Annotated in this window: 19 protein-coding genes and 1 pseudogene; 10 read left to right on the top strand and 10 right to left on the bottom strand. The window is 53.9% G+C overall.

Annotated elements, in window-relative coordinates:
* Positions 1-5 precede the first annotated feature (5 nt).
* From HV352_RS16120 to HV352_RS16110, 3 genes are all read right to left on the bottom strand, one after another.
* Positions 6-2,156 (bottom strand): prepilin-type N-terminal cleavage/methylation domain-containing protein, encoded by a 2,151-nt coding sequence (locus HV352_RS16120; protein WP_181632748.1) that lies wholly within the window; start codon positions 2,154-2,156, stop codon positions 6-8.
* A gap of 84 nt (positions 2,157-2,240) precedes the next feature.
* The gene (locus HV352_RS16115; protein WP_181634886.1) at positions 2,241-2,945 is read right to left on the bottom strand and encodes a type IV pilus major pilin; all 705 of its coding nucleotides are present in this window, start codon (positions 2,943-2,945) and stop codon (positions 2,241-2,243) included.
* A gap of 568 nt (positions 2,946-3,513) precedes the next feature.
* Positions 3,514-4,797: a putative acyl-CoA thioester hydrolase gene (locus HV352_RS16110; protein ID WP_181634885.1), complete on the bottom strand. Its 1,284-nt coding sequence runs from the start codon at positions 4,795-4,797 to the stop codon at positions 3,514-3,516.
* 223 nt (positions 4,798-5,020) lie between these two features.
* Here HV352_RS16110 and hutI point away from each other — a divergent pair, with 223 nt between their 5' ends.
* From hutI to hutH, 5 genes are all read left to right on the top strand, one after another.
* Positions 5,021-6,244, top strand: coding sequence for an imidazolonepropionase (gene hutI / locus HV352_RS16105; protein WP_181634884.1), 1,224 nt, complete (start codon positions 5,021-5,023; stop codon positions 6,242-6,244).
* Complete coding sequence (gene hutG, locus HV352_RS16100) at positions 6,241-7,182, top strand: formimidoylglutamase (protein ID WP_181634883.1); 942 nt, start codon at positions 6,241-6,243, stop codon at positions 7,180-7,182. Before hutI ends, hutG begins: the two co-directional genes overlap by 4 nt.
* An 87-nt stretch (positions 7,183-7,269) precedes the next feature.
* Positions 7,270-7,989 carry a histidine utilization repressor gene (locus HV352_RS16095; RefSeq protein ID WP_016152334.1) on the top strand — a complete coding sequence of 240 codons (720 nt, stop codon included), beginning with the start codon at positions 7,270-7,272 and terminating at the stop codon, positions 7,987-7,989.
* A gap of 125 nt (positions 7,990-8,114) precedes the next feature.
* Positions 8,115-9,800 (top strand): urocanate hydratase, encoded by a 1,686-nt coding sequence (gene hutU / locus HV352_RS16090; RefSeq protein ID WP_049043080.1) that lies wholly within the window; start codon positions 8,115-8,117, stop codon positions 9,798-9,800.
* A 1-nt stretch (position 9,801) separates the two neighbouring features.
* Positions 9,802-11,322, top strand: a complete 1,521-nt coding sequence (gene hutH, locus HV352_RS16085; protein WP_181634882.1) for a histidine ammonia-lyase — start codon at positions 9,802-9,804, stop codon at positions 11,320-11,322.
* 56 nt (positions 11,323-11,378) lie between these two features.
* On the opposite strand, the gene HV352_RS16080 is transcribed toward hutH, so the two are convergent.
* The 6 genes and pseudogenes from HV352_RS16080 to bioA all read right to left on the bottom strand — a co-directional run bounded on the left by HV352_RS16080 (position 11,379) and on the right by bioA (position 14,589).
* On the bottom strand, positions 11,379-11,855 hold the full coding sequence (locus HV352_RS16080; RefSeq protein ID WP_016156043.1) for a kinase inhibitor: 477 nt from the start codon (positions 11,853-11,855) through the stop codon (positions 11,379-11,381).
* 99 nt (positions 11,856-11,954) lie between these two features.
* Positions 11,955-12,103 (bottom strand): annotated as a pseudogene (locus HV352_RS23745) (phage tail protein); the annotation flags it as partial.
* A complete protein-coding gene (locus HV352_RS16075; protein WP_049269854.1) occupies positions 12,075-12,335 on the bottom strand; it encodes a hypothetical protein in 261 nt (86 codons plus the stop codon). The pseudogene HV352_RS23745 and the gene HV352_RS16075, both read right to left, overlap by 29 nt.
* A 171-nt stretch (positions 12,336-12,506) precedes the next feature.
* Positions 12,507-12,941 (bottom strand): hypothetical protein, encoded by a 435-nt coding sequence (locus tag HV352_RS16070; RefSeq protein WP_047501295.1) that lies wholly within the window; start codon positions 12,939-12,941, stop codon positions 12,507-12,509.
* Positions 12,942-13,095: 154 nt separating this feature from the next.
* Complete coding sequence (locus HV352_RS16065; protein WP_155553748.1) at positions 13,096-13,251, bottom strand: hypothetical protein; 156 nt, start codon at positions 13,249-13,251, stop codon at positions 13,096-13,098.
* 48 nt (positions 13,252-13,299) lie between these two features.
* A complete protein-coding gene (gene bioA / locus HV352_RS16060) occupies positions 13,300-14,589 on the bottom strand; it encodes an adenosylmethionine--8-amino-7-oxononanoate transaminase (RefSeq protein WP_088583128.1) in 1,290 nt (429 codons plus the stop codon).
* Between the two features lie 76 nt (positions 14,590-14,665).
* On the opposite strand from bioA, the gene bioB reads away from it, so the two are divergent.
* From bioB to bioD, 4 genes are read left to right on the top strand one after another with little or no spacing between them, the layout of a single operon-like run.
* Positions 14,666-15,706: a biotin synthase BioB gene (gene bioB / locus HV352_RS16055; protein WP_029139462.1), complete on the top strand. Its 1,041-nt coding sequence runs from the start codon at positions 14,666-14,668 to the stop codon at positions 15,704-15,706.
* A complete protein-coding gene (gene bioF, locus HV352_RS16050; RefSeq protein WP_181634881.1) occupies positions 15,703-16,860 on the top strand; it encodes an 8-amino-7-oxononanoate synthase in 1,158 nt (385 codons plus the stop codon). Before bioB ends, bioF begins: the two co-directional genes overlap by 4 nt.
* On the top strand, positions 16,844-17,599 hold the full coding sequence (gene bioC / locus HV352_RS16045; RefSeq protein WP_016156049.1) for a malonyl-ACP O-methyltransferase BioC: 756 nt from the start codon (positions 16,844-16,846) through the stop codon (positions 17,597-17,599). The genes bioF and bioC overlap by 17 nt, the downstream gene beginning before the upstream one ends.
* Positions 17,592-18,290, top strand: a complete 699-nt coding sequence (bioD, locus tag HV352_RS16040; RefSeq protein ID WP_101699852.1) for a dethiobiotin synthase — start codon at positions 17,592-17,594, stop codon at positions 18,288-18,290. The genes bioC and bioD overlap by 8 nt, the downstream gene beginning before the upstream one ends.
* On the opposite strand, the gene HV352_RS16035 is transcribed toward bioD, so the two are convergent.
* Positions 18,256-18,978: an ATP-binding cassette domain-containing protein gene (locus HV352_RS16035; RefSeq protein WP_181634880.1), complete on the bottom strand. Its 723-nt coding sequence runs from the start codon at positions 18,976-18,978 to the stop codon at positions 18,256-18,258. The two genes, bioD and HV352_RS16035, sit on opposite strands and share 35 nt — an antisense overlap.
* A 770-nt stretch (positions 18,979-19,748) precedes the next feature.
* On the opposite strand from HV352_RS16035, the gene uvrB reads away from it, so the two are divergent.
* Entirely contained in the window at positions 19,749-21,770 is a 2,022-nt protein-coding gene (gene uvrB / locus HV352_RS16030) for an excinuclease ABC subunit UvrB (RefSeq protein ID WP_016152344.1), read from the top strand.
* Positions 21,771-22,064 lie beyond the last annotated feature (294 nt).

The following is a 22,064-nucleotide window of genomic DNA, read 5'->3' as shown; positions in this document are numbered from 1 at the left end:
AATGATTAATAGGTGATTCTTTCATGGTCCGGAATATCAAGTTTATTACCGTCTTCTTTATAAAACTTAAGATCGTTATCTTCCGCAACAAGAGAATGGAGCACATACTTATTCGGCATCGCCGTCTTCCAGGCGTAACCTTCGGATGAAATCATTCCCCCTTGCGGGATCGTGCTACACCACTGGTTAATCACCACTGAGAGAGACTGCGGATTCATTTTATTGATACCATCACCATCGGGATTAATCATTGCCGAGGTGGCGCTGATTAACCAGAAGGGGGCGGGGTCGTCCCTGGTACCTGCACCTTTGAACCAGTCTTCCGCGATCCAGTCCTCAAAGGTTCCGTTTTTGTCCCTTTTCACCGGATCGTTGGCAGGGGCTGCTGTATCTTTGTTAACCACTATATTGGCCTGGATCGCAACACCCGCTACCGCCCCCACTTTGTTGCGGGTTTTAACGGTATTCAAACGCGTTGCCCCCTGCTGGGTGTAGTCAGTATAACCAGTGTCTGTTTCAGCATTCTCATCTGCCGCGACCGATGATATGGCGACCGACAGGCGGGGATAGAGGCTTCGCAGCGTGGTGTTACCGTCTTTATCGATACCGGTTACTTTAGGACACGTTTGCAACGGTAAACGAATCACGCCCGGCTCACTTAAGAGACCATCGTAATTTGTACTCTTATTTGCCTCTTTATAAATATCATCAGCCCCTGTCGGACCTTTACCCTGCGGATAATCGTTTTTAAATGACTGATAAAAAGTGGTGGTGGGCGTCACCAGCTCATATTGACCACTGAAGGCATCAGAAAATACACGAGTGGTATCATCATTATTCTGCTGACCATCCTTAAGCGCGTTTGCCTCTACTTGATCGTAAGCCACATGCCATTTTTCCGGATGTTTGCGCGAGGTATTTTCCATCACGATATTGGCGTACAGCGTGCCGGTGGTGCCTTTGAGTGAGCTTGGTAAAGCAGGTTCTGCCTCGCTACCGTCTGTTTTATCCGCGCTGGTACGCAGATGCAGAATGCGATCGTCCGGGTTATCCGCGCCAGGATTGACGCCGTTGCTGTCCATTGCCGCCAGGCACAGCGTGCTCTTGTTTTGCTCTCTGCTCCAGCACATCGCCGGTTCGTTTTTATCTTTGCCCGTTGCATCGCTGCTGGTAATCAGCAGGCGGTCTTCATCAATCGCCGTAATACACGGTCCGGCTTCGTCTTTGGCATCGTTCCAGCATAGTTTGGCCGTTGGAACGGAACCATCGGCTGCAATATCTTCACTGCTTTTGTCTAAGCTTAAGCGAATGCCGTAACGTTTATTCGCATTGAGCCTGTCCATATGATTGGGAACGTCCCCCATCTGCAGCGGCTGGCCTGAGGCCGAGGTTACCAGTTTAAAATTACCGTTACCCTCGATTTCAAACACCACCGCCTGCAGATAGCTGAGATCGACGCCTTTCAGCGCTTTTTCCAGCGGCTTAATAAATCCGGCAAAATGGAGGCCTTCGTTCTCGGCATCTGTCTGGTAGGTGATGTAGAAGTCGACACGTTCAATACCTGGCCCGCTGGTGCCGGCTTGCCGAATGTTGTTGACGAAGTCCACGCGTTCCAGCATCAGCTCCAGCGATTCGGCGCCAGGGCGCAGTTCACACGGCAGCATAGACTCCGCAAGGGCGAAGGGCAGTTTCCCTTTCGGGTTATTGCCATTTTTACATTCACTACCCAGAAACAGATAGCGAGAACCTCGAGTGGGCGATACCTGGGCTTGTGTTGACACACCAACAGACCAGCCGGAATAAAATTTGTCTGTATCCGTATTAGGATAAGGTTGATCCTGTAAGGTTTTATTAGATACGCGATTATCATAATTCGCGACGGTGACGTTAGTATTTTTCGTCCCGAATAGTGGGTTGGCTTCTTCACCGCCCCCCAGAACATTCAGTTTATTTTGCGCAATAAAGCGCATTACGCCAGAAATATCACGGACGATCATATCAGCGACAATAAGCTGGTGACTTTGCTGGGCTTCTTTTCGTTTATAATTGGCATATGTCATCAGGCACATGCCGATAATGGCAAGCACAACAATCATTTCAAGAAGGGTGACGCCTGCCTGACGGCCGTGAGCATTCGTGCTGTGCTTACTTATCATTTATAAAGTCCATTTAGAAGGACTGCCCTCTAATAAAGAGGGCAGAATAAGTACAACAAATTAAAAAAATATTGCCAGTATTTATTAACGGCTACCTAAAACGATAGCGTTAGTTGGACCAGTTGGATCAGTGTCACAGACACCAGTTGCGACGATATTGGCAGGCGTTAACTTATCATCAGTCGTTGTTTTCAAAATACCAGTAGCAGGGTTCGCTTCAACACTGATATCAATTGCTGCAGCATTACCAGACATTGCACCTGCAGCCGCTGTAGTGGTCGCCACGTAATCCCATTGAGAACCAATCTGTGACACAATGTTACGGCAATCTTCCATCTCCAGTCCGTTGATTACCATAAAGAAAGCTTTATTCTTCGCGGCAGTAGCGGAAAGTTTTGCAGGTCCAATTTCAAAAGCATCGTTAGAGAATCCATTGAACGCTTCGCTAGGACCGATTTTACCCATCTTGACCAGACCAACGATTGCGGATGTTCCAGATGATGTCTCGATCCCAGCTTTTGTTTCTGAATTTGAATCAGCGCGAGCCGGATATTCAGCGGAGTCTTTATACGCCTCTGTCATCGCAACACGGACAGAGTTCGTATTATCGGTCAGGTCTGAAATATCCTGAGATGTAAACGCACGCTGTGCCAGAATAACCACACCTGCGGCAATAATACCAATAATGCCCAGTACAATGATAATTTCAAGCAGCGTTACGCCTTTCTGCTTTTTCAATTCACGATACTGTGCTGCCTTTTTTTTCCATGAATGAATCATGCTTTTCATGTCTATCAATCCTTAGATATTGCTGGTTACTGAAAAATTAAAAAATTAACCCCACACACATTGTGCCAAAACATTATATGCGGCATTTTTAAGAAAGCACCAGAAGCTAAAGGTTGTGACGGGATAATTAGGAAAAAAGGTGACTGGTCAGATGAGTTGTTTTTGAATCATTTTTCCATATGTATATTTTATATATAACAAATATCATAAGGTTTTTTTGAGTTGTTTTTAGATAACGTTACGGTAATTTCCCTTTTCCAGAGAGTAAAATATATTGATGGGGTTAATATATTAAAATTAATATGGATTAGCTTTTATCTATTTTGGGTTAAAAATTGAGTTTAGCGGCAGAATAATATTTATCAAGTTAATCGTTTCTGTAACTTACTTATGTTAGCGCCTGGGCTTGCCTTCATACAACTCGAATTATTTTGGCTATAAATAGATTGATTCACGCGATCGATTTCAAACCTGCGTTGGTGAAAATATGACCTGTGTGAAGAAAAGACGTTGAAAGCGGTGAAGGGGGCTGGCGGGAGTGTTCCCGCCAGCGGTTTGATGGCTGTGATTACTGCTTCGGTTCGGCAACCACTTTGCTACCGATACCGCGGTTGTTGTATTCCCACATGCGGTTGAAGTTGGTGTCGTTCAGGTTGCGCTGGATTTCACCTTTGTCATCTTGTGCACCGGTATTACCGGCAAAAGGACGCTTCGAGATAACGCTGTCAGCCCATGGTTTTGCCATGTTAAAGCCTTCGTTGATCACGCTGTCGCGGATAACGACCTGACCGTTTGTGTTTGAATCGACATCCAGCGAGCGGCCCAACTGTGCCACGCCATCACCACTCGCCGTGAAGCGGCTATTTGTGGCGAGGAAGCCGTAGTAGATGTTTGACTGCGTCGCTGGTGCAAACACATAGGCTTCCTGCTGCGTACGGGAGTTCACAACGCGGAAATCGGTGTTATCGAACACCACGGCGCCGCGACCGGAAACAATATCCACATCGCCTTCAATGTAGCTGTTGGTTACCAAAGTACGCGGTTGACGATCGTTTTCCAGACGGTTTTGTACGCCGCTGTTAGTCACGAAAAACGTATTCTGGCGACCGAGGATGTTGACCTTATTGATCTGCACTTTATCGCCATCGGTACGTAGCGCAACGGCCGGGTGATTACCCGCATCAACGCTGTCACCCAGATTGTTTTCGATGGTCAGGTTCTGCAATTGCAGACCATTATTTTGCGACCAGACGACGGCAGAACACATCACGCCAATATTTGTGCCGCGCTTGTTCTGGCAATTATCAAACATATACCACGCCGGTTTACCCGGCATGTATTTACCGCCCGGGTTCACCGTACGACGCCAGTCTGCGGTGCTCATGTCACCATCAATAGCCTGGCCAATTTTCACATCCAGCGGTTTTTCGCCCATACCGTACAGCGTCAGACTTCCCGTTGCTGCCGGGATATATACCGTGCCCTGATACTCGCCCGGCATAATCGCGATGTACTGACGTTTGTTAGTACGTTTGATGATTGCCGCATCAACCGCAGCCTGAATGCTGGTATGGGTGACGCCCTGAGTCCCAGCCGGGCCAACCACGAAGTCAGGCTGTGCAGGCAGAGAAATAGCAGAAGGGCTCCACGGCGCGGTGTTTGGCGTCAGCGCGGAAAAATAGTGCGCAGCAACGAAGTTATTCGCTTCATTGGCCGACAAGATCGGGCGCGAAGAAGTACCTGGCGCGGTCTGATCGGAAGGAATTTGATCGGGCGGCGTAGAGCTACAGGCGGTCAGCATCACGCCAAAAGCCATTGCCAGCGCCAGACGGGAAACTGATGATATGTTCACAGGTTGCTCCGGGCTTTGAAAGTTATCCATTGAAGCCTGCTTTTTTATACTAAGTTGAGCGAAACGGGAAGGTTAAAAGGTAAAAAGTTGTTTTTATCGCCGTAATGCCCGGTGCGGAGAGTTCTTATATCACAAATACATAACAATTACGGTCCTTCAGGTTGACAACATCCGTATAATCAAAAATAAATGTCTATACAACCTATGACAAGTGGTGAGTCGAATGCAGCAATTCTTCCCTGATGATGTTATCTGGCGCAATGTTCGTCTGGCGACCATGGATCCCGAACGTAACACCCCGTATGGGCTGGTGGAGGGTCATGCGCTGATCGTCCGCCAGGGGAAGATTCGCGATATCGTCCCGGAGTCATCGCTCTATCTCACACATGACAATACCTTTGATATGCAGGGCAGGCTAATTACACCTGGCCTGATTGACTGTCATACGCATCTGGTCTTTGGTGGAAACCGCGCAGGCGAATGGGAGCAGCGGCTAAACGGTGTCTCCTACCAGCAGATAAGCGCCCAGGGCGGGGGGATCAATGCCACCGTATCAGCAACTCGCAGCGCCAGTGATGAGCAACTCTTACATCTAGCGCATCAGCGTATGGAACAGCTAATCAAAGAAGGCGTTACGTTGCTGGAAATAAAATCCGGTTACGGCCTGGATTTGCAGACAGAAGAGAAAATATTGCGCGTGGCAGCGGCGCTGGCGGCGGAGAATATCATTGAAATAAGCCCCACGCTGTTGGCTGCCCATGCGACTCCAGCAGAATACCGGGATGATCCTGACGGCTATATTACGCTGGTGTGCGAGACCATTTTGCCGCAGCTGTGGGAACAAGGGCTGTTCGAGACCGTCGATCTGTTTTGTGAAAGCGTGGGTTTTACGTTGGCGCAGAGCGAGCGGGTGTTTCAGGCCGCGCAGGCGTTGGGCATCCCGATTAAAGGTCATGTTGAACAGCTGTCATTGCTGGGTGGCGCACAGCTGGTAAGCCGCTACCACGGGTTATCCGCCGATCATATTGAATATCTCGATGAAGCGGGCGTAGCGGCGATGAGCCAAAGCGGTACGGTCGGCGTGCTGCTGCCCGGCGCATTCTATTTCCTTAAAGAGCAACAGCGTCCGCCGGTGGCGTTGCTGCGTCAGTATCAGGTACCGATGGCGGTGGCGACAGATTTTAACCCAGGTACCAGCCCGTTTATCAGCCTGCACTGGGCGATGAATATGGCCTGCGTTCAGTTTGGCTTAACGCCGGAAGAAGCATGGGCGGGCGTCACCCGTCATGCGGCCCGGGCGCTGGGACGTCATACCACTCATGGTCAATTGAAGGCCGGGTTTGTGGCCGATTTTGTGGTGTGGGATGCAACTCTCCCGGTCGAGATCCTGTATGAACCGGGGCGGAACCCGCTCTACCAACGCGTATTCAAAGGACAAATAGTATGACTCACTGGCAACCTGTTTCACCTGCGTTGTGGCAGGGACGTGATGACCGCGCCGAATCGCCGAATGCGCTGCGCCTGTTTCAGACGATCACGCTGAGCCCGACATTTAGCCCAGAAATGTATCGCGAGCAGATAGCGCTGCTTGGGTTTGCCTGCGACGAAGGCGTGAAACGTAATCAGGGCCGGACGGGAGCCGCCGGAGCGCCTGATGTGCTGCGCAAGGCGCTGGCGAATTTAGCCAGCCACGATGGGCATCATCGGCTGGTGGATCTGGGAAATATTGTGGCCCAGGCCCCCGACCTTGAGGGCGCGCAGCAGGCGCTACGCAATGCGGTGCAGCGCTGTCAGCAGGAGAATATACGTACCTTTGTTCTGGGAGGAGGACACGAAACCGCATTTGCGCACGGCGCAGGCGTGCTGGATGCGTTCCTGCAGGCGAAAGTGGGGATCGTCAACTTCGATGCCCACCTCGATTTGCGCCATGCCGATCAGGCTACTTCCGGCACACCGTTTCGCCAACTGGCGCAGCTTTGCGATGAACAGCAGCGGGAATTTCACTATGCCTGTATCGGTGTCAGTCGGGCGGCAAACACCCAGGCGTTATGGGATGAGGCGCAGCGGCTTGGTGTGACCGTGGTGGAAGATCTGTACTGTGCAACGGCGCAGGCGCAGTTAGCGCAGTTTGTCGCCAACCTGGATGTTATCTATCTGACTATCGATCTCGACGTGCTGCCGGTGTGGGAAATGCCCGGCGTGTCGGCACCCGCTGCGCTGGGCGTACCGTTGGCGACGCTGCTGAGTCTGATTGAACCCCTGTGTCGTAGCGGTAAACTGCAGGCGGTGGATATGGTTGAATTTAATCCACGCTTTGACGATGATGGCAGAGCGGCGCGCGTTGCGGCGCGATTAGGTTGGCAAATCGCGCACTGGTGGCACTGATATACCTGATGGCGTTGCGCTTATCAGGTTCGGGTAATGCCTGTAAACTGTACCCACTCACATTCTCAGCTTAAGGAAGGCTTACGCATGCTCCCATCCCGTTCTGCTCCGGCACCTTTTTACGAAAAGGTCAAACAGGAGATCAGCGAAAAGATTGCCAGCGGTATCTGGCAACCTCACGATCGCATTCCCTCTGAGGCGGAGCTGGTGGCGCAGTATGGTTTCAGCCGCATGACCATCAACCGGGCGCTGCGTGAGTTAACGGATGAAGGGTTACTGGTTCGTTTGCAGGGCGTAGGGACGTTTGTCGCCGAGCCGAAGGGCCAGTCTGCGCTGTTTGAAATTCGCAGCATCGCGGATGAAATCAACGCCCGTCAGCATCAGCACCGCTGCGAGGTGATCACGCTTGAACGAACCCAGGCAAGCGCGCAGCAAGCTTTGGTGTTAAACGTCAAAGAAGGCACCTCCATTTTTCACTCTGTCATGGTGCACTACGAGAACGAACTGCCGGTGCAGATTGAAGATCGCTGCGTGAATGCCGAAATTGTGCCAGCGTATCTGGCGCAGGATTACAGCCAGACTACGCCGCATGCGTATCTGTCGCTGATAGCCCCTTTAACGGAAGGCGAGCATATTGTTGAAGCGGTCCGCGCCAGTGCCGAAGAGTGCGCGCTGCTGAATATCAAAGAACACGATCCCTGTCTGTTGATCCGCCGTAAAACCTGGTCTGCGTCATCCATTGTCTCTCATGCCCGTTTGCTCTTCCCGGGTTCCCGCTATCGCCTGCAAGGGCGGTTTATGTCCTGAAAAGCGTGATTGCTGCCGCAGTATAATAAAATTGTATCTTTTTTGTTAAAAGCACGCTTGCGACAACTTGTATAGACAAGTATATGTTACTTATCTGTCCGATCGTTCGCGAGGAGTGCTCTACCATGTCTCATAGCAAGTACCGTCAGCAGGATATTCGTGCCCCACGCGGCACCACCTTAACGGCCAAAAGCTGGCTGACCGAAGCGCCGCTGCGCATGTTAATGAACAACCTGGATCCCGATGTGGCGGAAAATCCGCATGAGCTGGTGGTATACGGCGGGATTGGTCGCGCCGCGCGGGACTGGGAATGTTATGACGCCATCGTCAACGCGCTGACCAAACTGGAGACCGATGAGACCCTGCTGGTCCAGTCCGGTAAACCGGTTGGCGTTTTCAAAACCCATGACAATGCGCCGCGCGTGCTGATTGCCAACTCCAACCTGGTGCCGCATTGGGCTACCTGGGAACACTTCAACGAGCTGGACGCCAAGGGGCTGGCGATGTATGGCCAGATGACCGCCGGGAGCTGGATCTACATCGGTAGCCAGGGCATCGTGCAGGGGACTTATGAAACCTTCGTTGAGGCCGGGCGTCAGCATTATCAAGGTAACCTGAGCGGACGCTGGGTGCTGACCGCCGGGCTGGGAGGCATGGGTGGGGCGCAACCGTTAGCCGCAACGCTGGCAGGTGCTTGCTCGCTGAATATTGAGTGCCAGCAAAGCCGGATCGATTTCCGTCTGCGTACCCGCTACGTGGACGAGCAGGCGACATCGCTTGACGACGCGCTGGCACGTATCGAAAAGTACACCCGCGAGGGTAAAGCGGTCTCCATTGCGCTATGCGCTAACGCCGCCGACGTTGTGCCGGAACTGGTGAAGCGTGGTGTGCGCCCGGATATGGTCACTGACCAGACCAGCGCCCACGATCCGCTGCATGGTTATCTGCCGTCCGGCTGGAGCTGGGAAGCGTATCAGGCGAAAGCGGTGTCCGATCCGCAGGGCACGGTACAGGCGGCGAAACGCTCAATGGCAACGCACGTCGAGGCAATGCTGGCGTTCAGCAAAATGGGCGTGCCGACGTTTGATTACGGCAATAACATTCGCCAGATGGCCAAAGAGATGGGCGTGGAAAACGCCTTTGATTTCCCCGGTTTCGTCCCTGCTTATATTCGCCCCCTGTTCTGCCGTGGCATTGGCCCGTTCCGTTGGGTGGCGCTTTCCGGCGATCCGCAGGATATTTATAAAACGGATGCCAAAGTGAAAGAGATCGTGGCTGACGATAAGCACCTGCACCACTGGCTGGATATGGCGCGTGAGCGGATTAACTTCCAGGGATTACCGGCGCGTATTTGCTGGGTCGGTCTGGAATGGCGTCAAAAACTGGGGCTGGCGTTTAATGAAATGGTGCGCAGCGGCGAAGTGTCTGCGCCGATTGTTATTGGCCGTGATCATCTGGATTCCGGCTCCGTCGCCAGCCCGAACCGCGAAACCGAAGCCATGCGCGACGGTTCTGATGCAGTATCCGACTGGCCGCTGCTGAACGCGCTGCTTAACACCGCCAGCGGTGCAACCTGGGTGTCACTGCATCACGGTGGCGGGGTAGGAATGGGCTTCTCCCAGCATGCCGGGATGGTGATTGTTTGCGATGGCACTGATGAAGCCGCAGCGCGTATCGCCCGGGTATTACATAACGATCCGGCTACCGGGGTGATGCGCCACGCCGACGCCGGGTATGACATTGCGGTGGAATGCGCCGTCGAAGAAGGGCTGAATTTGCCGATGGTCGCGGCGACGCAGGAGAAACGCTGATATGAACACCATGACATTAACGCCGGGTCATCTGAGCTTTACGCAACTACGCGACATCTGGCAGCATCCGGTCAAACTGAGCCTGGATGCCGGGGCGATTGATGCGATCAACGCAAGCGTCGCCTGCGTCAATAATATTGTCGCTGAAGGCCGTACGGCGTATGGCATTAATACCGGCTTTGGCCTGCTGGCTCAGACCCGTATCGCTACGGAAGATTTGCAGAATTTACAGCGTTCGCTGGTGCTTTCCCATGCGGCAGGCGTTGGTGAGGCGCTAGATGACGCGATGGTTCGCCTGATTATGGTGCTGAAAATCAACAGCCTGGCGCGGGGTTTTTCGGGTATTCGTCTCAGCGTGATTGAAGCGCTGATTGCGCTGGTGAATGCCGAGGTGTATCCGCTGATCCCGGCGAAAGGGTCAGTGGGCGCATCGGGCGACCTGGCACCGCTGGCGCATATGTCTCTGACGCTGCTGGGCGAAGGTAAAGCGCGCTGGCAGGGGGAATGGCTTCCGGCGACCGAAGCGCTGAAAAAGGCCGGGCTGGAGCCGATTACGCTGGAGGCGAAAGAAGGGCTGGCGCTGCTCAACGGTACCCAGGCTTCCACAGCCTTTGCGCTGCGCGGGTTAATTGAAGCCCAGGAGCTGTTCGCGTCTGCGACGGTGTGTGGGGCGCTGACCACCGAAGCCGTATTGGGCTCTCGTCGTCCGTTTGATGCCCGTATTCATGCCGCACGAGGACAGCGTGGGCAGATTGATGCCGCAACGCTGTACCGCCACGTGTTGACCGACACCAGCGCGCTTTCTCAGTCGCATCATAACTGTGAAAAAGTGCAGGATCCGTATTCTTTGCGCTGTCAGCCGCAGGTGATGGGGGCGTGCCTGACGCAAATGCGTCAGGTAATGGAGGTCCTGCTGGTAGAAGCCAACGCGGTTTCCGACAACCCGCTGGTGTTTGCTGAAGAGGGCGATGTCATTTCCGGCGGCAACTTCCATGCTGAACCGGTGGCGATGGCGGCAGATAACCTGGCGCTGGCGATTGCGGAAATCGGGGCGTTATCAGAGCGACGCATTGCGCTGATGATGGACAAACATATGTCGCAGTTGCCGCCGTTCCTGGTGAAAAACGGCGGGGTGAACTCCGGCTTTATGATTGCTCAGGTAACCGCGGCCGCGCTGGCGAGTGAGAACAAAGCGCTGGCGCATCCGCACAGTGTGGACAGCCTGCCGACCTCCGCCAACCAGGAAGATCATGTGTCTATGGCGCCGGCAGCGGGCCGCAGGTTGTGGGAGATGGCGGCGAATACGCGCGGCGTGATTGCCGTGGAGTGGCTGGCGGCGTGTCAGGGGATTGACCTGCGTGAAGGGTTAACCTCAAGCCCGCTGCTGGAGCAGGCGCGCCAGGCTCTGCGCGAGCAGGTTGCCCACTATACGCAGGATCGCTTTTTTGCTCCGGATATTGAATGTGCAACCGAACTGTTAGCCCAGGGGACGTTGTTGAAATTGTTGCCTGAATTTCTGTAGAGAAGCCTTGTTTAGTAGGCCGGATGCGGCGAAACCGACATCCGGCACAACACAGCTTAACTGAACATTGCCGTAATCGAGGCGCTGGCGAGCGAGTGGAAGTGAACGTTAAAGCCAACCATCGCGCCGCTGGCGTCCTCATCGACATCAATACGCTCCACATCCAGCGCGTGAACCGTAAAGATATAGCGATGGGTTTCCCCCTTCGGCGGCGCAGCACCGCCATAACCTGCTTTCCCAAAATCCGTACGGGTCTGAATCACCCCATCCGGCAGCGCAACCAGCCCGGAGCCGAAGCCTTGCGTGAGTACGCGGGTATCTGCTGGCAGATTTACCACCACCCAGTGCCACCAGCCGGAGCCGGTTGGCGCATCAGGATCGTAGCAGGTCACGACAAAGCTTTTAGTCCCTGCGGGCACGTCATCCCACGCCAGATGCGGGGAAATATTATCCCCGTCATATCCCATGCCGTTAAAGACGTGGCGATGCGCAAGCTTTTCGCCATCGCGCAGATCGTTACTGATTAGTTTCATGCTGACTCCTCTCGTTAGCCAAAAAGTGTAGCCAGGAACCGTATGTAGCGTGGCGAAATATTCTGGACTGTTTTGCGTTCAATCAAGGGGGGCAAATCCGGTCTCGTGCAAACCAAGGTATGTGAGAATGTCGGCAATAGCGTTCTTGCTGATAATGTCACGACCAACAGAAGTTAAATCAGCCAGCGCTGCCTTATCCTCTCCGGGAAGTCGGGTACTTTATTCGCACTGGTGACCAGTCCAGCCAGTTCGGCATCGAGTAAACTCCAGATACTCCTTCTCGGCGGTGTCAGGGAAAATCTGGCGAATAATCCAGCCCTGATAGGCGTAGAGACCGTCCGCCACGCCTGATACAGCATTAGCCCGGACGGCGTAGTCGCTGTCGCTGCTGGTGTCGACGTTCTCATCGGGTAGCGCGTGCTGAATATCGCGTAACTGGCGGTCGGTACTTTCCGCAACGGTTGGGACGGGAAATGTCATTAAATAATCCTTACTGGGTGCCGGAACGTGTGCGGCGTGCCGGTGCTGTCGGTTAAACCCACTTCATGAGTGGTTATTGTGTGGTGTTGAGTATTCAGGGAGCGGCTGCGGCACGAAAAATCAAAGGGAAGCGGAGGAAAGGACCCGGCCATATTGACCGGGTTAATTATCTTACTTAACCTGACGGGCTTTGTCTGCTTTCCATTCCTCATATGTTGCTTCGAGGAACCACAAGCAGCGAGCGCCCTTATCAGTGCTTAACAACGCAGGACGTGTCCGCTGATAAAAATCCTCAACGGTTGCTGGAGCTTCAACAGGCACTCCGCAGACAATATCAGTCCCGATCATGTGCGGCCATTTTCCCGCGTCAATGACGCTGAGCGCATCAAGAGCGCCGGTTGTATTTGCTGTTAGGGCAGCAGATAAAGCATCTTCCAGTTTAATGGCCTGCTTAACATCTGCCGCAGCCGCGAGTTCTGGCGTTTTATTCAGCCACGCTTGATCGCCCGCAGCCACGCCTTTCAGCGCATCGGGCCAGTTCACTTCGCCAGCTGCTGAAGTGGCCACAATAAACGGAAGTAGTAGCAATAATGCGAGCCGTTTCATCGTACAACCTCAAGCGGGCCGTCTTCACGTCCATGAACATCGACGGAACCTTTGATATCAGCGCCGCCGTCATCTTTGAGCCATAAATAAGCTGGAATAGCCATTTTCTTAAAACTCCATTTAAGGAAAATCTCATAAAATCCTTTCACTTTAATCACTTACGTGACAAATTCACGCTATCGCTTACTAAAACACCCGTCAATTTTTGCTCAGCATCGACATAAAACGATTTGCAATTTCTTTGATGCAAATAAAAAAAGGCCGGAATAATCCGGCCTTCATGTCTAAATATTGTTACTTCATCAGTCATCGAATAATCCGGGCTGTTTCACTTTTCCACGTCCGGACCGGGCGCTGATTACTCGCTAAAAAATGTTGCACTGCGCACAGCCTCGTTTACGGCCTGGGTCAGACGACGCAACTGATCGGGCTGAATAATGTACGGCGGCATCAGATAGATCAGTTTGCCAAACGGTCGTACCCACACGCCCTGTTCAACAAAGAACTTCTGTAACGCCGCCATATTCACCGGATGCGTGGTTTCGATCACGCCGATGGCGCCGAGTACGCGCACGTCGGCTACCCAACTGGAGTCTGCCGCCGGGGCGAGTTCTGTCCGCAGTTGCGCTTCAATAGTCGCTACCTGTGAGCGCCACTCGCCGGTTTCGAGTAACGACAGGCTGGCGGAGGCGACGGCGCAGGCCAGCGGATTACCCATAAAGGTTGGACCGTGCATGAAGCATCCGGCTTCACCGTTGCTGATGGTTTCCGCGACCTGACGCGTGGTCAGGGTGGCGGAAAGGGTCATCGTTCCGCCGGTTAACGCTTTGCCGAGGCACAAAATGTCCGGAGTTATGTTGGCGTGTTCACAGGCAAAAAGCTTGCCTGTACGACCAAATCCGGTGGCGATTTCATCGGCAATCAGCAGGATACCTTCACGGTCGCACATCTTACGGATGCGCTTTAACCATTCGGGATGATACATGCGCATGCCGCCAGCGCCCTGCACAATCGGCTCAAGGATCACCGCCGCAATCTCGTGGCGATGCGCGGCCATCAGGCGGGCAAAAGGCACCATATCCAGTTCGTCCCACTCGCCGTCCATGCGGCTTTGCGGGGCGGGCGCAAACAGGTTCTCCGGCAGATAACCCTTCCACAGACTGTGCATCGAGTTGTCGGGATCGCAGACCGACATCGCGCCGAAGGTATCGCCGTGATAACCGTTTCGAAATGTCAGGAAACGCTGACGGGATTCGCCTTTGGCTTGCCAGTATTGCAGCGCCATTTTCATTGCTACTTCTACGGCGACCGAACCTGAATCCGCGAGAAAAACGCACTCCAGCGCCTCTGGCGTCATCGCCACCAACTGGCGGCACAGTGCAATGGCCGGGGCATGGGTAATGCCGCCAAACATCACATGTGACATGGCATCAATCTGCGTTTTCATCGCGGCGTTCAGCTGTGGGTGATTGTAACCGTGGATCGCCGCCCACCAGGACGACATGCCGTCTATCAGCCTCTCACCGCTGGCTAAAATCAGTTCGCAACCTTCGGCACGCGCCACCGGATAAACCGGTAACGGGGAGGTCATGGAGGTGTAAGGGTGCCAGATATGGCGTTGGTCAAACGCAAGATCGTCCGTTGTCATAATCGACTTGTAAACCAAATTAAAAAGATTTAGGTTTACGAGTCTACACCAAACTCATAACGAAACGTATACCAATATGGCTCATTCTTCTCGCTGGACAATGTCGCAAGTCACCGAATTATTTGAAAAACCGCTGTTGGATCTGCTGTTTGAAGCGCAGCAGGTTCACCGTCAGCACTTCGATCCGCGGCAGGTTCAGGTCAGTACGCTGCTGTCGATTAAGACCGGTGCCTGCCCGGAAGACTGCAAATACTGCCCACAAAGCTCCCGCTATAAAACCGGTCTGGAAACGGAACGTTTGATGGAGGTTGAACAGGTACTGGACTCTGCGCGTAAAGCGAAACAGGCCGGTTCAACGCGGTTTTGCATGGGCGCGGCGTGGAAGAATCCACACGAACGCGACATGCCTTACCTGGAACAGATGGTTCAGGGCGTAAAAGAACTGGGGCTAGAAGCGTGTATGACGCTGGGTACGCTGAACGAAAATCAGGCCCAGCGGCTGGCCAATGCGGGTCTGGACTACTACAACCATAACCTCGACACCTCGCCGGAATTCTACGGCAATATCATCACAACCCGGTCGTACCAGGAGCGTCTGGATACGCTGGATAAAGTGCGTGAGGCGGGCATTAAAGTTTGCTCCGGCGGGATTGTGGGACTGGGGGAAACGGTGACCGACCGCGCGGGTCTGTTGCTGCAATTAGCGAATCTGCCAACGCCGCCAGAAAGCGTGCCGATCAACATGCTGGTGAAAGTGAAAGGCACGCCGCTTGCCGATAACGACGATGTGGATGCCTTTGATTTTATTCGTACTATCGCCGTGGCGCGGATCATGATGCCGACTTCATATGTCCGTCTTTCAGCCGGACGCGAGCAAATGAACGAACAAACCCAGGCGATGTGCTTTATGGCCGGGGCTAACTCGATTTTCTACGGCTGCAAACTGCTGACCACGCCGAATCCGAACGAAGATAAGGATTTGCTGTTGTTTCGCAAGCTGGGTCTCAATCCGCAGCAAACGGCGGTGCTGGCGGGCGATAACGAACAGCAGCAACGCCTGGAACAGGCGCTGCGTACCCCAGATACCGACGAATACTACAACGCGGCAACCGTATGACCTGGCAGCAAAAAATAGACGATGCGTTAACGGCGCGTCGTCGTGCTGATGCGTTGCGTCGGCGCTATGCGGTGACGCAGGGCGCCGGTCGCTGGCTGCAGGCCGACGGTCGCCAGTATCTGAACTTTTCCAGCAACGACTACCTTGGCTTAAGCCACCATCCGCATATTATCTGCGCGTGGCAGCAAGGCGCTGAGCGTTTTGGCGTCGGCAGCGGCGGCTCGGGTCATGTCAGCGGTTATTCCGTTGCTCATCAGGCGCTGGAAGATGAGCTGGCGCAATGGCTCGGCTATTCACGGGCGCTGCTGTTTATCTCCGGTTTTGCCGCTAATCAGGCGGTCATTGCCGCGCTGATGGGCAAAGAGGACCGGATTGTTGCTGACCGGCTCAGCCATGCCTCACTGCTGGAAGCTGCCAGCCTTAGCCCTGCCGTGCTACGTCGCTTTACCCATAACGATCCCCAACATCTGGAACGTCTGCTGACCACCCCCTGTCCGGGGCAACAACTCGTGGTCACTGAAGGTGTGTTCAGCATGGATGGCGATAGCGCACCGCTGGCGGAAATTCACGCGGTGGCAGAGCAGCAGGGCGCGTGGTTGCTGGTGGATGATGCGCACGGGATTGGCGTCAGCGGTGAGGAAGGGCGCGGTTCGTGCTCCCGACAGCAGGTGAAACCCGAGCTGTTAGTGGTGACGTTTGGCAAAGGTTTTGGCGTCAGCGGTGCGGCAATCTTGTGCTCAGACAGCGTGGCCGATTATCTGCTGCAGTTTGCCCGTCATCTGATCTACAGCACCAGTATGCCTCCGGCGCAGGCCCAGGCCTTGCGTGCCGCGCTGGAGGTGATCCGCAGCCGCGAAGGCGATGAGCGCAGAGAAAAACTGGCGATGCTGATCCAGCGTTTTCGCGCTGGGGTGAATACGCCGGACTTTACGCTGGCGCAGTCAGACAGCGCCATTCAGCCACTTATCGTGGGCGACAATCATAAAGCCTTGCAGCTGGCGGAGGCATTACGTCAACAGGGATGCTGGGTGACGGCTATTCGCCCACCGACGGTGCCGGTTGGTACGGCCAGGCTGCGGCTTACGCTGACCCAGGCGCATGAAGTCCAGGATATCGATCGCTTACTGGAGGTGCTGCATGGCTCAGGTCAATAAGCAGGCGATTGCTGCCGCGTTTGGTCGCGCGGCTACTCACTATGAGCAACACGCGGAACTCCAGCGTCAGAGCGCCGATGCGTTACTGGCGCGACTCGATGGTCGGGCATTCTCTCAGGTTTTAGATGCGGGCTGCGGACCCGGGCGTATGAGCCGTTACTGGCGGGAGCAGGGGAGCGAGGTCTGCGCGCTGGATCTGTCGGCGCAAATGCTGACTGAAGCACAGCGTCACGATGTCGCCCACCGCTATTTGCTGGCGGATATTGAAGCCATTCCGCAGGCTGCTGCTACTTTCGACCTGGCCTGGAGCAATCTGGCCGTACAGTGGTGCAGCGATCTGCGCGGCGCGTTACGTGAGCTTTACCGGGTGGTGCGTCCTGGCGGGACGGTGGCGTTTAGTACCCTGGCGCAGGGGTCAATGCCGGAGCTTCGTCAGGCGTGGCGAGCGGTTGATGAGCGGGAGCACGCCAATCGTTTTTTGCCCGTGGAGCAACTGGAAAACGCCCTGCATGGGTGGGACGTTGAATACCAGTCTCATGCCGTCACGCTGTGGTTTGACGATGCGCTGAGCGCCATGCGCTCGCTGAAGGGCATTGGCGCGACGCATTTGCATGATGGCCGCGAGCCGCGCGTCCTCACCCGCTCACAGCTGCGCCAGCTGCAGCTAGCCTGGCCCTGCCAGCAGGGGAAATATCCGCTGACCTATCATCTATTTTTGGGAGTGATTCAACGTGACTAACACTTTTTTTGTCACCGGGACGGATACCGAAGTGGGTAAAACTATCGCCAGCTGCGCGTTGCTGCAGGCGGCGGGGCAGAGGGGATTGCGAACCGTCGGCTATAAGCCAGTGGCGTCGGGCAGTGAAATGACGGTTGAAGGTCTGCGTAATAGTGATGCCCTGGCATTACAGCGCAACAGCGTTGTGACGGTGGACTATGCGGCTATCAACCCCTATACCTTCGCGGAACCTACCTCACCGCATATCATCAGCGCGGACGAAGGTCGCCCCATTCAGGCCTCTGTAATGTCTGCGGGTTTACGCGCGCTGGAACAACAGGCTGACTGGGTGCTGGTGGAAGGTGCCGGCGGGTGGTTTACGCCGCTTTCGCCAACGCTGAGTTTTGCTGACTGGGTGAAAACAGAGCAGCTGCCGGTCATTCTGGTGGTTGGCGTTAAGCTCGGCTGTATCAACCACGCTGTGCTGACCGCCCAGGCGGTGCAGCAGGCCGGACTGACGCTTGCCGGATGGGTCGCCAATGATGTGACGCCACCTGGCAAGCGTCATGCTGAATATATGGCAACGCTCAGGCGTGTGCTTGCGGCTCCGCTGCTGGGGGAGATTCCCTGGCTGGCAGAAGAGCCGGAGCGGGCATCAACAGGACGTTATATCGATCTTAGCGTTTTGTCTGTGGCGTCACCCAGTCGTTGATTAGCGGGTTGCTGAGCTGTGTGATTTGCCCCTGAGCCACGTTGCGCCCACGGTGTAACAGGCAGTAGCAGTCAGCGACCCGACGAATAAACGGCAGGCTCTGCTCCGCGAGCATTATGGCGATGCCGAGCTCCTGGCTTAACCTTACAACCAGGTTCCCCAGTTTGTGGATATATGCCTGGCCACTTCCCCGCGTGGGCTCATCGAGGATCAGCAGGCGCGGGCGTGTGACCAGCGCGCTGGCGAGCGCAAGCTGGTGCTGATCATCTTCCGATAATGCCGCCCCTTTGGCCTGACGCAGTACGAACAGCTGTGGAAACAGGCGGTAAATATCACTGCTGTTCATCGTTTCGCTTTCCTCAACCGCCTGGCGCGCAATATGCAGACTTTCCTCTACCGTCAATTGCGAAAAAATCCGTCTCTCTTGTGAAACGTAGTTAATGCCCAGCGCGATGCGATTTGCCGCCGGAATGGGACTCAGGTCGCGCGGCGGCGCGCCAGCCTGATGCCAGAACATGGTGCCGCTTTCGATCGTTAAATTGCCGATAATGCAATTGGTCAGCGTAGTCTTTCCCATTCCTGGAAGCCCCAGCACACCGGTACATTTACCGGGCAGCAGGTCGAGATCCACATCCCATAGAGAGTGTTGATTACCGTAATAATGATTCACTGCGCGAAGACTCAACATAGATTCCTCCAGCATGATGTTATCCGCCCCACGTACAGGTCGTCGGAAGAAAATTGCAATTCTCTTGCCAGAAGAGGGATTGGGGTCAAAAAACAGCAGGAGAGTGTGCCGCGCAGGCGGTAACGTCTGGCTGGCCGGAGGGCTGGCGTTGTTTTGTGCACATTGCCAGTGCCTGGCGGTGTCGTAATGGTGCAGGCAAGAAAATGATGAAAATGCGAGCAAGATCCCGGCCATTCCAGGCCGCTTCGTTAGCTGATAAATATCAAAAAATAGCGATAAATTTTTTTTATCCCTCCGGAAAAGGGAGTGAGGGCGTTTTTGCCAGGCTACAGTCCATACGGGCTGGAGGCAGTTATCCACTATTCCTGTGGATAACCTTGTGTATTAGAGTTAGAAAACACAATGTAAGCGAGAGAAGACGCGGCCTGCGACTAAATTGATGCGAAAGACGGCTCGGGATAATAGTCATTAAATTACAGAATGTTAGATAAAATCAATGGCTGTCGCAGAAGTGTCATGCGTTGCCACAAAACTTTCATCGGGCAGCTTGACAAATGTTAAAAAAGTCATTGCTTTGGGGATAACACGTTTTTGCTGGTGTTTTATCTTGTCTGAGGCCAAATTTTAGCCTGCAGTCACGGTCATTCTGATGGCGTATCAGAAATATTCTGGTGCGTTACTGTTTTTTCATCCAGTATATTTTACTGGCAAAATATACGACTGCGAGTAAAATTACACACCTGCCCGCCCATTGCTTCAGGTAGCTGCTCATGAGTAAACCGTTCAAACTAAATTCCGCTTTTAAACCCTCTGGCGATCAGCCTGAGGCTATTCGCCGTCTGGAAGAAGGGCTGGAGGATGGTCTGGCGCATCAGACGCTGCTGGGGGTGACGGGCTCGGGGAAGACATTCACCATCGCTAACGTAATTGCGGACTTGCAGCGGCCTACCATGGTGCTGGCTCCCAATAAGACGCTGGCCGCGCAGTTGTACGGTGAGATGAAAGAGTTCTTCCCGGATAACGCGGTGGAGTATTTCGTCTCCTACTACGACTATTATCAACCGGAAGCCTACGTACCAAGTTCTGACACCTTCATCGAGAAGGATGCCTCGGTTAACGAACATATTGAGCAAATGCGTCTGTCGGCGACCAAAGCGCTGCTGGAACGTCGGGATGTCGTTGTCGTCGCGTCAGTTTCCGCTATCTATGGTTTGGGCGATCCGGATCTGTATCTGAAAATGATGCTGCACCTGACGGTGGGGATGATTATCGACCAGCGTGCGATCCTGCGCCGCCTGGCGGAACTGCAATATACCCGCAACGATCAGGCATTTCAGCGCGGAACCTTCCGCGTGCGTGGTGAAGTGATCGACATTTTCCCGGCTGAATCCGACGATATCGCGCTGCGCGTGGAACTGTTTGATGAAGAGGTCGAACGTTTATCGCTGTTTGACCCGCTTACCGGGCAGGTTGAATCCACGATTTCACGCTACACCATCTATCCTAAAACGCACTACGTGACGCCGCGCGAACGTATCGTGCAGGCGATGGAAGAAATCAAAGTTGAGCTGGCAGAGCGGCGTAAGGTCCTGCTGGCAAATAACAAACTGCTGGAAGAACAGCGGCTAAGTCAGCGTACGCAGTTCGATCTGGAAATGATGAATGAGCTGGGTTACTGCTCGGGGATTGAAAACTACTCCCGCTATCTGTCCGGGCGTGGCCCCGGCGAGCCGCCGCCGACGCTGTTTGATTACCTGCCTGCCGACGGCCTGCTGGTGGTGGATGAATCCCACGTCACTATCCCGCAAATTGGCGGTATGTATCGTGGTGACCGGGCGCGTAAAGAGACTCTGGTCGAATACGGATTCCGTCTGCCGTCGGCGCTGGATAACCGTCCGCTTAAATTTGAAGAGTTTGAAGCGCTGGCCCCGCAGACCATCTACGTCTCAGCGACGCCGGGCAACTATGAGCTGGAGAAATCCGGTGATGACGTCGTCGATCAGGTAGTACGACCGACCGGCCTGCTGGATCCGATCATTGAGGTACGCCCGGTGGCGACGCAGGTTGACGATCTGCTGTCTGAGATCCGCATCCGTGCGGCGATTAACGAACGTGTGCTGGTCACTACGCTCACGAAACGGATGGCAGAGGATCTCACCGAATACCTCGAAGAGCACGGTGAGCGGGTGCGCTATCTGCACTCAGACATCGATACCGTGGAACGTATGGAAATCATTCGTGACCTGCGTCTGGGCGAGTTTGACGTGCTGGTGGGTATCAACCTGTTACGTGAGGGTCTGGACATGCCTGAGGTCTCACTGGTGGCGATTCTGGACGCAGACAAAGAAGGGTTCCTGCGTTCTGAACGTTCGCTTATTCAGACCATCGGCCGTGCGGCGCGTAATATCAACGGGAAGGCTATTCTCTACGGCGACAAAATTACCGCCTCAATGGCTAAGGCGATAGGGGAAACTGAACGCCGTCGTGAGAAACAGCAGCTCTACAACGAAGAACACGGTATTACGCCGCAGGGGCTGAACAAGAAAGTGGTCGATATTCTGGCGCTGGGTCAGAATATTGCGAAGACTAAGGCGAAAGGCAAAGGGAAGTCACGCGCAGGCGCGAAGTCTGAAATTGTCGAACTGGATATGACGCCAAAAGCGCTGCAGCAGAAGATTCATGAGCTGGAAGGGCAGATGATGCAGCATGCGCAGAATCTTGAATTTGAAGAGGCTGCGACAATCCGCGACCAGTTGCATCAGCTGCGCGAGTTGTTTATCGCGGCATCGTAAGATTGTTTCCACTTTCCAATTCGCCATCGCGTAAATGCCATGGCGATTGGAAAAATACAGAATGTATTATCACTTATAATTATATTATTCGTTTTTCTATTGCCATTTATTATTCTTAAAATTAATGCACTCACTCTAATTGATTCTTTGCTGAATTGATTTTTGTTTTTCCACTTTGTGAACCTCATCGTTTTATTCTTTACATTTCTGACGATTCTTTCAGCATTTTGGCAGCAAGAAAAAGGCTGTCATTGTTCCTTTTTTTATAATTGTCCTGTTATAGAAATTTCCCTG

Source organism: Citrobacter sp. RHBSTW-01044 (genome assembly GCF_013781945.1).
Classification (GTDB): Bacteria; Pseudomonadota; Gammaproteobacteria; order Enterobacterales; family Enterobacteriaceae; genus Citrobacter; species Citrobacter braakii.
Note: the sequence above shows the minus strand (reverse complement) of the source record. Positions and strands in the feature narration are given on the sequence as shown.

Bases quoted from the DNA above. Each gene is read 5' to 3' on its own strand.
- hutH (WP_181634882.1), top strand. From the start codon at position 9,802: ATGAACACCATGACATTAACGCCGGGTCATCTGAGCTTTACGCAACTA.
- hutU (WP_049043080.1), top strand. From the start codon at position 8,115: ATGTCTCATAGCAAGTACCGTCAGCAGGATATTCGTGCCCCACGCGGC.
- bioA (WP_088583128.1), bottom strand. From the start codon at position 14,589: ATGACAACGGACGATCTTGCGTTTGACCAACGCCATATCTGGCACCCT.
- HV352_RS16035 (WP_181634880.1), bottom strand. From the start codon at position 18,978: ATGTTGAGTCTTCGCGCAGTGAATCATTATTACGGTAATCAACACTCT.
- HV352_RS16065 (WP_155553748.1), bottom strand. From the start codon at position 13,251: ATGACTGATGAAGTAACAATATTTAGACATGAAGGCCGGATTATTCCG.
- hutI (WP_181634884.1), top strand. From the start codon at position 5,021: ATGCAGCAATTCTTCCCTGATGATGTTATCTGGCGCAATGTTCGTCTG.
- HV352_RS16075 (WP_049269854.1), bottom strand. From the start codon at position 12,335: ATGACATTTCCCGTCCCAACCGTTGCGGAAAGTACCGACCGCCAGTTA.
- HV352_RS16115 (WP_181634886.1), bottom strand. From the start codon at position 2,945: ATGAAAAGCATGATTCATTCATGGAAAAAAAAGGCAGCACAGTATCGT.
- HV352_RS16120 (WP_181632748.1), bottom strand. From the start codon at position 2,156: ATGATAAGTAAGCACAGCACGAATGCTCACGGCCGTCAGGCAGGCGTC.
- HV352_RS16095 (WP_016152334.1), top strand. From the start codon at position 7,270: ATGCTCCCATCCCGTTCTGCTCCGGCACCTTTTTACGAAAAGGTCAAA.
- bioB (WP_029139462.1), top strand. From the start codon at position 14,666: ATGGCTCATTCTTCTCGCTGGACAATGTCGCAAGTCACCGAATTATTT.
- HV352_RS16070 (WP_047501295.1), bottom strand. From the start codon at position 12,941: ATGAAACGGCTCGCATTATTGCTACTACTTCCGTTTATTGTGGCCACT.
- HV352_RS16080 (WP_016156043.1), bottom strand. From the start codon at position 11,855: ATGAAACTAATCAGTAACGATCTGCGCGATGGCGAAAAGCTTGCGCAT.
- uvrB (WP_016152344.1), top strand. From the start codon at position 19,749: ATGAGTAAACCGTTCAAACTAAATTCCGCTTTTAAACCCTCTGGCGAT.
- bioC (WP_016156049.1), top strand. From the start codon at position 16,844: ATGGCTCAGGTCAATAAGCAGGCGATTGCTGCCGCGTTTGGTCGCGCG.
- hutG (WP_181634883.1), top strand. From the start codon at position 6,241: ATGACTCACTGGCAACCTGTTTCACCTGCGTTGTGGCAGGGACGTGAT.
- bioF (WP_181634881.1), top strand. From the start codon at position 15,703: ATGACCTGGCAGCAAAAAATAGACGATGCGTTAACGGCGCGTCGTCGT.